The 15,477-nt window shown below is 57.0% G+C and carries 19 protein-coding genes and 1 tRNA gene; 19 read left to right on the top strand and 1 reads right to left on the bottom strand.

Annotated features, from left to right (window positions below):
* The first annotated feature begins 2 nt into the window (after positions 1–2).
* From CWE17_RS10765 to CWE17_RS10725, 10 genes are all read left to right on the top strand, one after another.
* Positions 3–797 carry an HAD family hydrolase gene (locus CWE17_RS10765; protein ID WP_131457034.1) on the top strand — a complete coding sequence of 265 codons (795 nt, stop codon included), beginning with the start codon at positions 3–5 and terminating at the stop codon, positions 795–797.
* 39 nt (positions 798–836) lie between these two features.
* Positions 837–2,096, top strand: coding sequence for a methionine adenosyltransferase (gene metK / locus CWE17_RS10760; protein ID WP_131457032.1), 1,260 nt, complete (start codon positions 837–839; stop codon positions 2,094–2,096).
* Positions 2,097–2,109: 13 nt separating this feature from the next.
* Positions 2,110–3,369, top strand: coding sequence for an FGGY-family carbohydrate kinase (locus CWE17_RS10755; protein ID WP_131457129.1), 1,260 nt, complete (start codon positions 2,110–2,112; stop codon positions 3,367–3,369).
* A gap of 2 nt (positions 3,370–3,371) precedes the next feature.
* The gene (locus CWE17_RS12150) at positions 3,372–3,515 is read left to right on the top strand and encodes a hypothetical protein (RefSeq protein WP_161567587.1); all 144 of its coding nucleotides are present in this window, start codon (positions 3,372–3,374) and stop codon (positions 3,513–3,515) included.
* 64 nt (positions 3,516–3,579) lie between these two features.
* The gene (locus CWE17_RS10750) at positions 3,580–3,846 is read left to right on the top strand and encodes a DUF2470 domain-containing protein (protein ID WP_131457030.1); all 267 of its coding nucleotides are present in this window, start codon (positions 3,580–3,582) and stop codon (positions 3,844–3,846) included.
* A gap of 37 nt (positions 3,847–3,883) precedes the next feature.
* Positions 3,884–4,567, top strand: coding sequence for a ComF family protein (locus CWE17_RS10745; protein WP_131457028.1), 684 nt, complete (start codon positions 3,884–3,886; stop codon positions 4,565–4,567).
* A 30-nt stretch (positions 4,568–4,597) separates the two neighbouring features.
* A tRNA-Phe gene (locus tag CWE17_RS10740) sits at positions 4,598–4,670 on the top strand.
* Positions 4,670–4,918, top strand: a complete 249-nt coding sequence (locus CWE17_RS10735; RefSeq protein ID WP_131457026.1) for a hypothetical protein — start codon at positions 4,670–4,672, stop codon at positions 4,916–4,918. Before CWE17_RS10740 ends, CWE17_RS10735 begins: the two co-directional genes overlap by 1 nt.
* Before the next feature lie 4 nt (positions 4,919–4,922).
* On the top strand, positions 4,923–5,534 hold the full coding sequence (locus CWE17_RS10730) for a chromophore lyase CpcT/CpeT (RefSeq protein ID WP_131457024.1): 612 nt from the start codon (positions 4,923–4,925) through the stop codon (positions 5,532–5,534).
* Positions 5,535–5,629: 95 nt separating this feature from the next.
* A complete protein-coding gene (locus CWE17_RS10725; RefSeq protein WP_131457022.1) occupies positions 5,630–6,379 on the top strand; it encodes a phycobilisome rod-core linker polypeptide in 750 nt (249 codons plus the stop codon).
* On the opposite strand, the gene CWE17_RS10720 is transcribed toward CWE17_RS10725, so the two are convergent.
* Positions 6,371–6,733 (bottom strand): hypothetical protein, encoded by a 363-nt coding sequence (locus tag CWE17_RS10720; RefSeq protein WP_131457020.1) that lies wholly within the window; start codon positions 6,731–6,733, stop codon positions 6,371–6,373. The genes CWE17_RS10725 and CWE17_RS10720 overlap by 9 nt on opposite strands.
* A gap of 202 nt (positions 6,734–6,935) precedes the next feature.
* On the opposite strand from CWE17_RS10720, the gene CWE17_RS10715 reads away from it, so the two are divergent.
* The 9 genes from CWE17_RS10715 to CWE17_RS10675 all read left to right on the top strand — a co-directional run bounded on the left by CWE17_RS10715 (position 6,936) and on the right by CWE17_RS10675 (position 15,238).
* Positions 6,936–7,778, top strand: a complete 843-nt coding sequence (locus tag CWE17_RS10715) for a phycobilisome rod-core linker polypeptide (protein ID WP_131457018.1) — start codon at positions 6,936–6,938, stop codon at positions 7,776–7,778.
* A gap of 36 nt (positions 7,779–7,814) precedes the next feature.
* Positions 7,815–8,093: a phycobilisome linker polypeptide gene (locus CWE17_RS10710; RefSeq protein ID WP_131457016.1), complete on the top strand. Its 279-nt coding sequence runs from the start codon at positions 7,815–7,817 to the stop codon at positions 8,091–8,093.
* 355 nt (positions 8,094–8,448) lie between these two features.
* Positions 8,449–8,967, top strand: a complete 519-nt coding sequence (locus tag CWE17_RS10705; protein ID WP_131457014.1) for a phycocyanin subunit beta — start codon at positions 8,449–8,451, stop codon at positions 8,965–8,967.
* 53 nt (positions 8,968–9,020) lie between these two features.
* On the top strand, positions 9,021–9,509 hold the full coding sequence (gene cpcA, locus CWE17_RS10700) for a phycocyanin subunit alpha (protein WP_131457012.1): 489 nt from the start codon (positions 9,021–9,023) through the stop codon (positions 9,507–9,509).
* A gap of 613 nt (positions 9,510–10,122) precedes the next feature.
* Positions 10,123–10,770, top strand: a complete 648-nt coding sequence (locus tag CWE17_RS10695; RefSeq protein ID WP_161971431.1) for a hypothetical protein — start codon at positions 10,123–10,125, stop codon at positions 10,768–10,770.
* A 120-nt stretch (positions 10,771–10,890) separates the two neighbouring features.
* Positions 10,891–11,610 carry a pentapeptide repeat-containing protein gene (locus CWE17_RS12450; RefSeq protein WP_330848557.1) on the top strand — a complete coding sequence of 240 codons (720 nt, stop codon included), beginning with the start codon at positions 10,891–10,893 and terminating at the stop codon, positions 11,608–11,610.
* 176 nt (positions 11,611–11,786) lie between these two features.
* Complete coding sequence (locus tag CWE17_RS10685) at positions 11,787–12,668, top strand: phycobilisome linker polypeptide (protein ID WP_131457008.1); 882 nt, start codon at positions 11,787–11,789, stop codon at positions 12,666–12,668.
* Between the two features lie 143 nt (positions 12,669–12,811).
* On the top strand, positions 12,812–14,434 hold the full coding sequence (locus tag CWE17_RS10680; RefSeq protein WP_131457006.1) for a phycobilisome rod-core linker polypeptide: 1,623 nt from the start codon (positions 12,812–12,814) through the stop codon (positions 14,432–14,434).
* Complete coding sequence (locus CWE17_RS10675; protein ID WP_330848556.1) at positions 14,435–15,238, top strand: phycobilisome rod-core linker polypeptide; 804 nt, start codon at positions 14,435–14,437, stop codon at positions 15,236–15,238.
* Positions 15,239–15,477 lie beyond the last annotated feature (239 nt).

Here is a 15,477-nt window from a genome sequence, read left to right as displayed (position 1 = left end):
CCATGGCCACGCTGTTACTCAACGGTGAGGCCCTAGCCGAAATCGATGGGGTGCTGTTCGACAAGGACGGCACCCTTTCTCATAGCGAACCGCACCTCATCAGCCTGGCGCGAAGGCGAATTGAGGCCATTGCAGAACGCATGCAACACCTTCCGCTTCGCGTCATTTCGAACGCGTTGGACACCAAAAGCCTGCGTTCCCTCCTCGAAAAGGCCTACGGACTTAACAGTGAAGGCGTTCGCCCGGACAGTCTTCTTGCCGTGGCGTCAAAACAGCACAACCTTGCTGCCACCGCAACCGTTCTCAGCCTGGTGGGCGTGCCGTGGCCTCAGGCCCTACTGCTTGCGGAGGAGAGCTTTGCATCGGTGGAGCAGTCGCTTCCCCCCGATGAAGAAGACGGTTCCACTCCGCTTTTACCGGATGCCAAACGCCTGATTCAAGCGCTCAACAAAGCCGGGGTGACCTGTGCTGTGATCAGCAACGACACCCACGAGGGAATTCAGCGCTTTCTGCGTCATCACCAGCTGGAGCATGCCGTTTCAGGCATGTGGAGCGCGGAGCATCAGCCAAGCAAACCAGATCCGGCCGCTGTCCACCGCCTCTGCGAGTCCCTGCGACTCAACCACCGTCGCTGCGCCCTAATCGGCGATGCCGACTCCGATCTACTCATGGGCAGGCGCGCTGGAGTCGCTGTCACCCTGGGCTACGTGGCCGGATGGAGGGAGCCCCCAACGCTCACCGCCCACGAACACCTTGTTCACCACTGGCGCGATCTCCAAGTGCGCCCAGAAGACTGAAATCGCCTCCCCTTAGAGTTGCCCCATTCGCACCGGGTCATGAGTCGCTACGTCTTCACCTCCGAATCCGTCACAGAAGGACATCCCGACAAAATCTGTGACCAGGTCAGTGATGCAGTACTCGATGCGCTCCTCGCACAGGATCCCTCCAGTCGCGTGGCCTGCGAAACGGTGGTCAACACCGGACTCTGCATGATCACCGGTGAAGTCACCTCTAAGGCCCAGGTGGATTTCATCCATCTTGTGCGCGATGTGATCCGCGACATTGGCTACAGCGGCGCCAGGGCCGGTGGATTTGATGCCAACAGCTGTGCTGTGCTGGTTGCCCTCGATCAGCAATCCCCTGACATCGCCCAGGGCGTTGATGAAGCCGATGACCATGCTGGTGACCCGCTCGACAAGGTGGGTGCAGGAGATCAGGGCATCATGTTCGGCTACGCCTGTGATGAAACTCCGGAGTTGATGCCTCTGCCGATCAGCATCGCCCACCGTCTCTCGAGGCGACTGGCAGAGGTCCGTCACAACGGCACCCTTGAATACCTGCTCCCGGATGGCAAAACCCAGGTCAGTGTCGTGTACGAGAACGATCAGCCCGTGGCGATCGACACGATTCTGATCTCCACCCAGCACACCGCGGAAGTGGCTGGCATGAGCGGCGAGCAAGAGGTCAGGCAGCGCATCAGCGATGACCTTTGGACCCATGTTGTGGAACCTGCAACGGCAGATTTGCCCCTGAAACCCCAAAAGGGATCAACTCGCTATCTGGTCAACCCCACCGGAAAATTCGTGGTGGGTGGCCCTCAAGGTGATGCGGGCCTGACAGGCCGCAAGATCATCGTGGACACCTACGGCGGCTATGCCCGCCACGGTGGTGGTGCTTTCTCCGGTAAGGACCCCACCAAAGTGGATCGCTCTGCTGCCTACGCAGCCCGTTACGTCGCGAAGTGCCTCGTGGCTGCTGGTCTCGCCCGGCGCGCAGAGGTACAGCTGAGCTATGCCATCGGAGTCGCCAAGCCCGTCTCCATCCTTGTCGACTCGTTTGGCACCGGCAAAGTGTCAAACGCGGAGCTCACCGCACTCGTGAACAGCCACTTTGATCTGCGCCCTGGAGCGATCATCGAGCAATTCAAACTGCGCGACATGCCTTCTCAGAGCGGAGGTCGCTTCTATCGCGACACGGCCGCCTACGGGCATTTCGGTCGCCCCGACCTCAAGCTTCCCTGGGAAGACGTGGCCGACAAAGCCGCAACGCTGCTCCAGGCGGAAGCAACCCGCCTCCAGGAGGGGAGCACCATCTGATCCTTGACCTGTGATCGCCCCTGACACCGCGGTGCTCGGTATCGATCTGGGCACCAGTGGTGTCCGGATCGCGATTCTCGACCTGGCCGGCAATCTTCGACACAGTGAAGGGATGCCCTATTCAGGTGCATTCGAGGACCCAGCGGCATGGATTGATGGCTGCAGGCAGCTCATCGCGTCCATTCCCTCTGACCTGCGCCAGCGGCTTCGAGCCCTGGCGGTGGACGGAACCTCTGGCACCCTCCTGGCCTGTGAAGAAGACGGAAGGCCTCTGGGGCCAGCGTTGCCGTATCACCTCAGTTGCCCGGAACAGCTGGAGCGACTCAACGCCCTGATCAGCGACTCCAATCCTGCAGGCAGTGCAAGCGGAAGTCTGGCCAGGGCCCTGCGCCTGCTTGAGACGCATCCAAGAGATCAGCTGCTGCTGCGCCACCAGGCCGACTGGATCACTGGTTGGTTTCTGCAAAGCTGGCGTTACGGCGAGGAAGGAAACAACCTCCGCCTGGGCTGGAATCTTGAGACGGGGCGCTGGCCAGACACCTTTGCCCGCCAGCTTTGGTGTCAGGCCCTGCCTGAGATCAGGCCAAGCGGAGCACGCTTGGGATCGATTGCCCCCTCGATCGCCGATCAACTCGGCTGCCCCCCAAACCTTCAGGTGATCGCTGGCACCACAGATGCGAATGCAGCGGTGCTCACGGCCAATCCAAGCGCTGGAGATGGAATCACGGTGCTCGGCAGCACAATCGTGCTGAAGCGATTTGTGAAGACTCCACTCGCTGGTGCGGGAGTCACGAACCATCGGGTTGGAGGTCGCTGGTTGTGCGGAGGTGCCTCCAACTCCGGTGGCGTCGTCCTGCAACAACAGTTCCCTGGAATCGACCTGGAGGAACTCAGCCGTCAGATTGATCCTGAGCAGAACAGCGGCCTGGATCTACGCCCCTTGCCGGCGAGGGGCGAACGGTTCCCCATTGACGACCCGACGCTCGAGCCGATTCTCAGGCCTCGGCCCGTCAGCGATGCTCTCTACCTCCATGGCCTGCTGGAGGGCATGGCGCGCATCGAGGCCCAGGGCTGGCGACGTTTGACGGAGCTGGGAGCTCAACCCCCAAAACAAGTGATCACGGTGGGAGGGGGAGCCCGCAACCCCCAATGGAGAAGGCTCCGGGAACGGATCCTCGGCCTGGCAGTTCGCACTTGCCATGCCCCTCCGGCCGCTGGCACCGCACGCTTGGCACTCGAAGGTCTGCAACAGGCTGACGATCTGCACGGATAAGGATGGAGAATCCAGTGCGCTTCAAACTGCCGGTGCCTGCCAAAATTCGCGACGTACTCGCCGTCGGACTCTTCGTGATCCTCGCCGGCTATGTGACATTCAGCGGTTTCCGCCTCGCCCTCCTGCTCTGGCAACGCTTCGGCTGAGGCCAGGCAATCCTCCTGGCCGCCAAGTGCCGACAACCGCTCCTCTGTTGATCCCCCACTCCCCATGGCCGCTGATCCCCTCACCCCAAGCGTCAGTGATCGCATCTGCCGGCACATGAATGCAGATCACAGCGAGGCTGTTCTCAGCTACGCCCGCCACTACGGCGGAATCGAGAACCCGCAGAGCGCCACGATGCTGGCCGTGCGATCAGATGCCATGGAGCTGGAGGTGGATGGAGCAACGGTGAAGATTCCGTTTGATCACCAGCTGAGCGACAGCGAGGATGCCCATCGCACCTTGGTGGCCATGCTGAGAGCGATGCAGAATTAGACCTCAGGGGAATCCTTAACGCAGCGCGACCGCTGCGATGCTCAAGCTGATCAGGCAAAGCTGCGGAGACCTGCTGATTAGACCCAGCTGCCCCATCTGCTCGGCAGAGATCGTCTCCCATCCCAGGGAACAACACCCCTGCCAAGCCTGCTGCCAAGCCCTCGGCCTTGGAGCACACCCTTGCCATGGACGTGATCCTCTGCCGTGGATCGCAGCAGGGCTCTACCAAGGTCGCCTACGCGAGAAGCTTTTGCAGCTCAGGAGCAGCGGCAATCTCCGCCAGCTCCGAGCCCTCAGTGCTGGCCTGAGGGAGCGACTGCCAGCAGAAGCCCTGCTGGTACCAATTCCCAGCTGGAAGCACCGAAGCAGAGCCAACCCACTGCCAGCCCTGATCTGCCGAAGCCTGGAACGCTCAACCAGGGAATTCTTGGAACGAACCTCAGCAGGAATGGGACAACACCACCTGAGGGCAAGACAACGGTTGGACAACCAACGCTCGGCCTTCAAGGCCACAGCACTGGCGACTGAAGTCGCAACCAACACTAAGGCAATCGGAGCGGCGGACCGAATGGCCCCCCTCTGGATCGTGGATGACATCCTCACCACTGGCGCGACGGCCCTCGCGGCGATGACCGCTCTTCAAACAGCCGGCCTAACGGTGCACGGCCTGATCTGTTTGGCCCGAACCCCAAGGAAGCTGGCCAGGTCTGGAACGTCGTGATTTAAGATCTGGCTGTCGCGCAGACAACGCGCCGGGATAGCTCAGTTGGTAGAGCAGGCGACTGAAAATCGCCGTGTCCCCAGTTCAAATCTGGGTCCTGGCATGTCTTTTCTCTCTCCTATGCCGTTCTTCGGAGAGCTCAACGACAACCGTCAGTTCAATAATGCTGACAGCTTCGCTATGGCTTTTGACGAGGCCTGGAAAGACAGTGTCAAAGCTGACAGCAATCAGGATGTGACGACCCGACTCGCTTCGGTGATGCATGGCCTGCAGGAGCATCCATTCATGGAAAGCTCTCCGGAGATGGCCCAACAGGTGGCTGCTTTCCGCCTGAGACTTCTCGACCTCTGATTCGATGTCAACCCCCCTGAATCGACTGGTGCAACTGCTTTGCGGAAGCTTCACCAACGACGAACAGGCCTTTGAGAACCCACCCTTGTATGCCCATATCAATGTGACGGTGCGCCCCCTTCCGCACCTTGCGGAAGGCATGCTCTTACTGGAGCAGGCTTACGCCCTTGCCCCGGCCGAGCCCTACCGGATCCGGGTGCTCCACGCCTGCGCCGAAGGGGAGAACCTCCACATTCGCAATCACGCCCTGCGCGATGCAGAACGATTCTGGGGAGCCACGCTGCAACCAGAGAAGCTCCCGACGATCCATGCGTCAGATCTGCAGCTTTTGGAGGGTTGCACCTACATCGTGACGCCCCAAGGCAGTGGTTTCAGCGGCGAAGTGGAACCAGGCTGCCGCTGCATGGTCGAACGCAAGAGACGGACGAGCTACCTCGTCAGCCAATTCGAAATTGACCAAAACGGAATGAGCACCATTGACCGAGGGCACGACCCCGACAGCCATGAACAGATCTGGGGATCCTTGGCAGGTCCCTTCCTGTTCCGACGGGTCGAGAACTACGCGTCAGAGATTCCGTCCCACTGGGGGCTGGGGATGAGCGAGCCCAGCGCCTAGTTTGAAGTTGGGTGAAGTGAAGTGATGGCATTTGTCCATCCGGACAAATACTTATTGGCTCCCCATAAGGTCCTGGGCAGTCGTGATCACCGCCCATGGCGCTTCCCCTGCTGACAACGCCGATCCGGACCCAGAACGCTCTCGTCACACCGATCGGCAGCGTGGCCGACGAAAACGAGCGGCGCTGCAGTGAAGGTCTACAACCCAAAGGGGATGCCCTTGAGCTGGTGATCGAGCAGGCCTATCGACAGGTGTTCTTCCACCCACTCAAATGCGACCGCATGCCGATGCTTGAGATGCAGCTGCGTGATGGCGGCATCACCGTGCGCGATTTCATGCGCGGACTGCTGACATCAGCACGCTTCCGCGATGGTTACCAGAACACCAACACCAACTATCGACTGGTGGACCATCTGGTGAGCAAAGCGCTTGGACGCGAGCCTCACGGCGACGCCGAACGCATTGCCCTTTCGATCCTGGTGGCACAAAAAGGGCTGAGCGCTGCCGTCGACTCCCTACTGGATAGCGACGAATATCTCAATGACTTCGGTGACGACACGGTTCCGTATCAGATCAACCGAGTGCTGGCCGGTCGTGATCGAGGCGACATGCCGACCCATCAACGCCTGCCTCGCTATGCGGCCGACTGGCGAGACAGCAGCTCAAGCCGTTTCCCAGCCAATCCAGGAGGAGCGAGCGGCGTTGCCTCCGCAGCGTGGGGTTCCGGTCAACCTCCGGCTTGGGCTCTCAAGCTCTGGCTTGGCTTAGGCGTGGTTGGGGGCTTCGAGATTCTGCGGGTCGTGATCACCATCGCAGGGTCGATGCTCGGCACATCCTCAAACTGATTCAGTGGCGAGAAGCCCCTGCTCCTCTTCAGGGAAGAGCTGGGGCTCATCCTCAGGAAACTCCTGGATTTCGTCTTCCGGGAAGGGATCCACCACTTTCAGGGTCGAGGCTCCGTCCTCAAGCAATCGCTCCAACCGACTCAGACGCTCCTCGGTGCCCGAAAGCAGCTCAGCTGCACCGTCCCAATCGCCAGGGGCTGCCTCGGAGCGGCTGCTCAGTTGAGCCTGCAACTCATCCAACCGGTTCTCAACCTTGAGGATCCGTTCGGTGAGCGATTCACTGACGGCCGTCAGCAAGCTCAACTGCTGACACAGGCGGCTTTGAAAGAGCTGCTGACCTTCAAGGGAATCCATGGCCAACCGTTGGATGAATGGCCGGATCGTATCGACGATCTGGCCATCGACCAGTCCCTGGCCAACCTCAGATCTCGACTGGGCTTGTAACGATTCTGAAAGGCTTCGATCGCAATCGAACTCTCTCCATAGGATCCACACCGAACATGCCTTGAGCCAGGGGCAGGTCTTTGCCTCCACCAAGCTTCGTCACCCCGTTCCAATGACTCTCGCCAACGCGTCCTATCTGGGCATCGAGAGCTACACACAACCCACTCAGGAAAACTGGAGCAACGGTTCCGAAAATGACCGCGCTGCACTGATTCGTGCCGCCTACCAGCAGGTCTTCGGCTACCAGTACATCCTCAGCAGCGACCGTCTGGAAGGGCCCGAATCCCTGTTCCGTCGGGGATATCTGAGTGTGCGCGAATTCGTGCGCCAGCTGGCCAAGAGCGGGCTGTATCGCAAGCGTTTCTTTGAGAACTCGAACCCCTACAGGTTCATTGAGCTCAACCACAAGCATCTCCTGGGACGCGCTACCCAGAACAAAGCTGAGATGCTCCACCACTTCACAATCCTGCAGGAACAAGGTTTCGACGCTGAAATCGATTCCTACCTCGACAGCGCCGAGTACCAGGAACGCTTTGGCGAGGAAGTGGTGCCCTATCTGCACGGCTGGAACTACAGCGTTGGCCAGCAAGGCCTCCAGTTCTCCTACATGCTGCAACTCAGCCGCGGTGTCGCCGCCTCCATCAAGGGCGATATCTGCAAGAACCAGTCCCGCCTCAACCCCTCCGTGCACGCCGAAGCGCCTGTGACCGTGGTGAGCCCCAATGCCAAGGGCAATGTGTTCCGCAAGGTGGGCACCGATGGCGCGACCCGTCAGGGCGTCGGCGCCGCTGAAGAGGGGCGCACCTTCCGGATCGAAATCACCGGCCTGAACAACTACCGCCTGCACAAGCGCAGCAACCGTGTTCGCTTCGTTCCCTTCAGCAAGCTGCTGGATGTCCAGCGCCAGATCCAGCGCGAAGGCGGCCGGATCGCCAGCATCACCACCGTGAACTGAGATCACGGTCCGCCGTTCCCTTCTCCTCTGATCCCAATGAAAGTCTCTGCCGGCAGTCGCTCATCAACCTTTGCCTCCAACCGTCAGGTGACCTTGAAGGTCACTGGCATCGCCAACAACGACTACATCCGTACGGCCGACACTGTGATGCAGGTGCCCTACACCCGCATGAACGAAACCATGCGCATGATCCAGCGCATGGGTGGTCGGATTCAGGAGGTCAGTGTCAGCGGTGGTGACCTTGGAGCCAACGGTGCTGGCGAAGCCAAAGCGGCCAAGCCCGCCCGTCGCACCCGGAAGCAGGTCGACGACTGAAATCAGCCCCCCTCCGCCCTCCATCCAGTCACTCAACCTGGTGGAAGCAGCTCGCCCCCTCGTTCCGGAGGGGGCTTTTTCATGGTCGGGGCGGCCAGCCCACCAAGGGGTTGCATGGCAGACGAGACAGCCAGTTGTCACAGTGAAATCAGAACCGGCACAGGCCTTTTCGAGCTCGGAATGACCTTTTGTTAAAAGGCTCGCGGGAGCTTCTCATCTTCTTGAAGAATGGCCTGGCGAGGGAGAACGGCAGCCAACGGCAGCCCGTTCCCTGCCCCGAGAATCTGGAGCTCAGCTCCCGGTCCTCACCCCCAAACCACTCCCGACCCTTCGTCGAGAACAGGAGCTTTTCTCAATGTTCGACGCCTTCACCAAGGTTGTTGCCCAGGCTGACGCCCGCGGCGAATTCATCAACGCCGGCCAGATCGATGCTCTGGCTGCCATGGTTGCTGACAGCAACAAGCGCATGGATGCTGTGAACCGCATCACCTCCAACGCTTCCGCCATCGTCACCAACGCTGCCCGCGAACTGTTCGCTCAGCAGCCCGCCCTGATCGCCCCCGGCGGTAATGCTTACACCTCCCGCCGCATGGCTGCCTGCCTGCGCGACATGGAGATCATCCTGCGCTACGTCTCCTACGCCGCCTTCACCGGCGACGCTTCCGTGCTGGAAGACCGTTGCCTCAATGGCCTGCGCGAGACCTACCTCGCCCTCGGCACTCCCGGCGCTTCCGTGGCTGAAGGTGTCCGCAAGATGAAGGACGCTGCCATCTCCATCGCCAACGACAAGAACGGCATCACCGCTGGTGACTGCTCCGCTCTGATGTCCGAAATCGGCACCTACTTCGACCGCGCTGCCGCTGCTGTCGCCTGATCCGGCTCCAGCTCTCAAGATTTCCGACCAGAACACCTTCTTCTTTTCCAACAATGAAGACCCCCCTCACCGAAGCCGTCGCCGCCGCTGATTCCCAGGGCCGCTTCCTCTCCAACACCGAAATCAACGCTGCTTTCGGTCGTTTCGAGCGCGCCGCCAACGCTCTGGCTGCTGCCAAGGCGCTCACCGCCAACGCTGATTCCCTCGTGAACGGCGCTGCTCAGGCTGTGTACAACAAGTTCCCCTACACCACCCAGATGCAGGGCAACAACTACGCAGCTGACGCTCGCGGCAAAGAAAAGTGCGCCCGTGACATCGGCTACTACCTCCGCATGGTCACCTACTGCCTCGTGGCTGGTGGCACCGGGCCGATGGATGAGTATCTGATTGCTGGCATTGATGAAATCAACCGTGCCTTTGAGCTGTCTCCTTCGTGGTACGTAGAAGCCCTCAATTATATTAAAGCCAATCATGGACTTTCTGGTGAGCCAGCCACTGAAGCGAATAACTACCTGGACTATGCAATCAACGCCCTAGTTTGATTGCATATAACGGATTTTTACATTCTCGGGCTCCCCATGTGGGGGCCCTTTCTTTTGAAGGCTAGGGCTTGAAGCTGCAGTTTATAAAACAATAATGCAGCCAGCAAGTGCAGCTCAGGCAAGAATGCATGCCATCTGCTATAGCATTTGCGCACTACTATTTGAGGGCATAGATTATTCTATTGGACCATTCGATATCATTCTGATAAGCAAAGAAGTCTCCGCATTTGTCTTTACCTCATCTTTTCATGAACATGACCTTCCAGCAGCCCGAGCAGATCATACACTTAATAAAGCAAGCAGGAGAAGGAGCGGAGATTATATACAACTCAGGAGCCATGCGTCTTCGCATTGACCTCAGGAGTGACGACATATCACTTTGGAGATCTCATTTCTTGACTGATCCCAGTGAAGCTAATCTTCTCGTTGCATGCGAAGATGGCGATGGCGAGTTAAAGCAGACGCGCCTCACCTGGGTCGTAGGTTCTTCTATTCGGACAACTTTTGTGTCTGGGAAGAAAGAAGCCAAGGCGCTTTTGGAAGCAATCGGTGTAGTAGCCCAGCTAGCCAGCCTAGCTTGCGATCGCTGCTATGGATTAGGCGAATCGACTGTATGGGCATTCTACTTGGACCGCAACAAGACATTGTCCGCAACTCCACTCGGCTCATGTTCATAACAACAGAAACCGAATATAGAGCGAAGATTAATCTTCTTGTCAGGCAGGCTAATGTATGCGGACTTGGCTCAAGAGAGACGATACCTGTTGAAGTTCGAACGATTATCAGGACTGCTGATTCAGCAAGGCGTCCACTGAGCCTAAACGAGATAGAATATATCTGTGCGATTTGCAAAAGTTCAGAGAAAGCTGTTATCGAATTAATCGAAAAGTCGCCTAAGATGATTGCTAAAGCGAGCGCGTCGCTACTACACAAGCAACCAGGATTGATAGCGCAAGGGGGAGAGCTTTTTCCAGAGCACAGAGCAGCGGCCTGCTGGAGAGACTGCGAGCAATTTATCAGAGTAGTGACTTATGGGGTGGCGTCTAATTGCACGGTAATTACCGACAAGGCAGGTATAAAATCATTATTGGAACTCTATATGGTATTGGGAGTTCCCGTAAAAGCGCTTTTGTGCGTCTTGACAGAATTAAAGAATCTCTCAGTCAATAGACTTAGAAGATCAGGCTATGAGCGTGAAAGTACCTGCGCTCAAGGTGCGTTTGATGACTTGATATGCGCGCTAAACCCAAAGAGTGAATGACTACTCGAGAACTACCATCAGGCAATTAAGGTTGTAGCAGGACATTCGGCCAACCCGATTTGTCCTCTAGAATGCAAGAGGTATAAGAAATTCTTAAGTCAACCAGAAAGAACTCTTCCTATGCATCCTGAAGCCCAACTCAAAATCACTTTGTTACCAGAGAATCCACAGCAGTGGCATCCCCCAGAGACCTGCGAACCTGAAATGGTCAATCAAGTGCCGCTTGATGCCCGCGGAGCCCGTTGGTCACATCGAGTACTAACCCCTCTAGACCTAAGAGAATCTAAACTATGCCGGGCCGATCTAAGGGGCGCTGATCTTTCTGGCTGCCAGCTTGATGGCTGCGATCTCAAGTTAGCTCGTTATGATATGAATAGCAAGTTTCCCGAAGGATTTAATCAATTCAGATCTGGAGCAGTCGGACCCAAGGCTTATCTGAATGGGGCATTTTTTAATGGTGCCGACTTAAGGAGTATGGACTTAACTGAAAGTAGTTTCATGGGGGCCTATCTCAGTGGCTGCGATCTTAGTGGCTCTGTGCTAGTTGGTGCATGCTTGGTGGGGGCTGATCTTCGCTTTGCAAAGCTACAGGGGTGCAGCTGTAAAGGAGCACGCTTTACGGGTAGCCAGCTGAATCAGGCCGATTTACGCGCGGCTGATTTCAGTAACACATCCATAGAGACTGCAGAGAGCATTCAGGGGGCTGATTTTAGTTGGGCCTCCGGGATCAATTCTGAGCAACTGACAAACCTTCTATCACGGCCACACACCGAGCTTGATTGCTGGAACCCATTCACTCGTACGACAACTCGGGCCTCTCTGGAGTCGCTTCGGTGCTGAGGGAAAGCGACACGAAAACAGCGAAGCGCTGAACTGCCAACTAGGGCGTCCAAAGGACAAAAGGGCACCCACATCACTGGAGGGTGCAGTCAGTCAGAAGGAGTTGAGTTTTATAAAGCAACCAGCAAGCTTGTCCGATGAGTCTTGGATAATGATATCGCTTCGCCCACGCACCCATGCCATTCGGCCCCGCCTCGATTCTCGGTGTTGAACGCTTCGCTCAAGACTGCGAGGCACCCCTGGAGTTGGCGCCTGGTGATGATGACGCCACCAAGGAAGCTCTGATCCGTGCTGTATACAAGCAGGTCCTCGGAAATGCTTATGTCATGGACAGCGAGCGTCAGCTGGTTGCCGAATCACAATTCAAATTAGGCGAGATCAGCGTGCGTGAATTCGTGCGCACCATTGCAAAAAGTGAACTCTATCGCACACGTTTTTTTGATGCGTGCGCTCGATACCGCTATATAGAACTGGCGTTTCGCCATTTGCTTGGGCGTGCGCCCGCTAGCTTTGAGGAAATGCGCCGCCACGCGGAGCGACTTGATGCAAGCGGCTATGAATCAGACATCGACAGTTTTCTCGACTCTGATGAATACCAGAACACCTTTGGTGAATGGACAGTCCCGTACCAGCGGGGCTGGAGGACTGAATCCTGCGCCACTCTCCAGGAGTTCACATGGTCGTTCCAGCTACTGCGGGGAAACAGCAGCAGCAGCCTGAAGGGAAACCTCGCTGGGATCCAGAGTCGGCTGGGCGGTGCAGCCTACCAAAACCGCCCACTCCCGGTGGTGGCAACGTCATCGATCGATTCACAGGGATGGAGTTTTCGTCCATCACCAAACCTCGGCGATGCCGCTACTCGCAGTGGCGTTGGCGCAGGGCAAGAAGGAAAGGTCTATCGGGTTGAAGTCACAGCATATCGTGCAAATAATGTGCGGCGTGTCTCCCGATACACGAAGTCCAATCGAGTCTATTTTGTTCCCTACAACAAGCTATCAGAGCAGTATCAGCGCATTCATCGCGAGGGAGGGAAAATAGCTAGTATTACCCCCATTTGACAAGTTCCGAGTGCGGGCAGAGATCGGCTCTCTTTTTCATGAATTTCCATAGATTTCTGTGCATCCACGTCAGCACTATGACAGCTCTAAAAGACTGTTAAATGCCAGGACGACCACACCAAGTCCCTCATTCCTCCCTAGCCATGTCAATGAATCAATCTCCGGCACTTGGATTTGGTGCCATTCAATTACTAGACTCACCTGCCAGCTTTTCGCGAAGGCTGAACCATCAGGCTACAGATGCAGCAACGAGCAATGATCGATACAGAAACCAGCAAGACCTGAACGGACTTGGGGCGTTCACAGCCAGCGATAACGCCTCCTATCAGCTAGCGGTGATTGCTGCCTATCGTCAAGTATTCGGCAATGTTCAGCCGATGGAGAGTGAGCGTCTGCTGAGTGCCGAATCACAACTCCGTAATGGAGATATCAGCGTTCGTGAATTCGTGCGCCGCCTTGCGCTATCAAGTTTTTATCGCTCTCGCTATTTTGATGCGGTGTCTCCGCATCGTGCTGTTGAACTAAACTTCAAGCATCTACTTGGTCGCCCGCCGCAGGACGAAGCCGAGATCAGTGCCCATGTAGCAACGGTTGCCACCTCTGGTTTTGAAGGTGAGATTAACAGCTACCTTGATTCCGATGAGTATTTGCAGACATTTGGTGAAGACACTGTTCCTTATCCCACCAGCTGGAATTCTCCACTGGGTCAGCCACAGTCTGCCTTCAACCGGATGGCGGCTCTTGAGCAGAACTTCGCAGGAAGTGATACCGCTGTGGGGAATAAGAGTCAGCTATTGGGTAACCTTGCAAGAGGCTACAGCCTCTCGATCAAGGTCCCGGCTCAAGTCTACAGATCTGGAAACGCAGGCAGCGTGAATCGATCATTGGCGGGAGGTACCCGTGGGATGTTTGAGCCCGTCAGGCGTATCAATGCCGATGGGGGTGACTCCGCACCGATGCGCGGCGATCTTTACGTTGGCTTCGGTCTTGGCCAACGAGATCAGGAGGTGTTTGAGCGCAGCGGTGGTGAGTCCGCTGATCAAATTGCCGGGCTGATACGTGCAGCCTATCGCCAGGTGATGGGCAACCCCCATCTGATGGAAAGCGAGCGGAGCCTCACAGCAGAGAGCCAGTTCGCGGAGGGTCGGCTCAACACGCGTGAGTTTGTACGTGCAGTTGCTCTTTCTCCTGATTACCGGCGCCGCTTCTTTGAGAGCAACGCGCCCTATCGCTTTGTGGAGCTCAACTTCAAACATCTTCTGGGTCGAGCTCCACTCACTCAAGCAGAGGTAAGCGAGCACATCCAACGACTCGCCAACGAAGGCTACGAAGCCGAAATCAACAGCTATATTGATGGCGATGAATACCAGAATCTGTTTGGCGAGAACACCATCCCGTTTGCTCGTATCAGCTCAGAACAAGGTCGCTCCCAACTAGCATTCAACCGTCATCTTTCGCTGGTACGGGGCTATGCATCGAGCGACACAGTCCAATCTGCATCGAATCTGGTGATGTCGGTGGCCACCAATACGGTGCCCAGCAATTGGTCAAACACGTCGCAAAGGATCAACCGCATCGGTGCCAACGCTGGCACCACCGAGCCAACAGGCAAGCGCTATCGGATTGTCGTTCAGGCCCAGCCTGCGGGAGGCCGGCAGCGCACGCCGAATGCGACCTATCTCGTCTCAGGGAAAGACATGACCAGCCAGCTCGGTTATGTCCATCGCCGAGGTGGTCGGATCCTCTCGATCACTGAAGTGCTCTGATTGCTACAAGGCGATCAAGACTACGTTCTCGCCAACTCAAAAACATTCAATCTGTCTCCTCCCATGCCTGAAGCTACAATCGCTATAGCTGATGCCAGTCTCCGTCAAGAGTCGGCACAAGCCATTATCCGTGCGGCCTACCGCCAGGTATTCGGCAATGCCCATCTGATGGAGGAAGATCGTAACGCCACTGCAGAAAGCCTTTACATCAACGGCGATCTCAACGTCCAGGGGCTGGTGACCGCCCTTGCCCTATCAGACAGCTACCGCCGTCTTTTCCTGGACAAGAATGGACCCTATCGCTTCGTAGAGCTCAACTTCAAGCACCTCCTAGGTCGCGCACCCCGCAATCAAGCTGAGGTTAGCGAGCATGTGCAGCGACTTGCAAACGAAGGTTATGAAGCTGAAATCAACAGCTACACCTTCAGCGTGGAATACATCGACGCCTTTGGGCTCGATGATGTACCCCACATGCGCGGCAGCCAAAGCCAAATCGGTGAAAGCAACGCCACTTACGTCCGTTCGAAGGCCCTTGGCAACGGCTTCGCCGGATTTGACGGAAGCCATCAGTCCGTGCTTCTGAGCAGCATTGGCACCGGCACTGCATTCTTTGATGGCAGCAAGGTCCCAGGACCTGGAAATCGAGACAGCAAGCGTTACGCCATCACCTGGACCACTGCGAACCCAGTGGGCATGCGTCGCCGTTCCGTGCAGACATCGATCGCTCCCTACAGTTCCCTGACGACAGCGATTCAAGGCATCCAGAAACGAGGCGGACGCATCCTTTCTGTTGCAAACACTTAACGACCACGGGCCTGGAGTCAATCCAGGCCCCCTCTCCAGTAGCCTTGTGTAAGGTCGGTTAGCTGGGAATCATTCCCCTAAATCTAAATGGCCGCTGAATTCTGATCAGGACAAATTAAGTGCCTCTATCGCCCCGCCAATACCATCAGGACAAGAGCCACGCTGAAAAGTCCCCAGGCCATTCACGGAACGGTGTCTCCATGGCAATGGCCTTAATGGTGGAAACCATGGTTCACATG

It is taken from the genome of Synechococcus sp. BS56D, from assembly GCF_004332405.1.
GTDB lineage: Bacteria > Cyanobacteriota > Cyanobacteriia > PCC-6307 > Cyanobiaceae > Synechococcus_C.
Note: the sequence above shows the minus strand (reverse complement) of the source record. Positions and strands in the feature narration are given on the sequence as shown.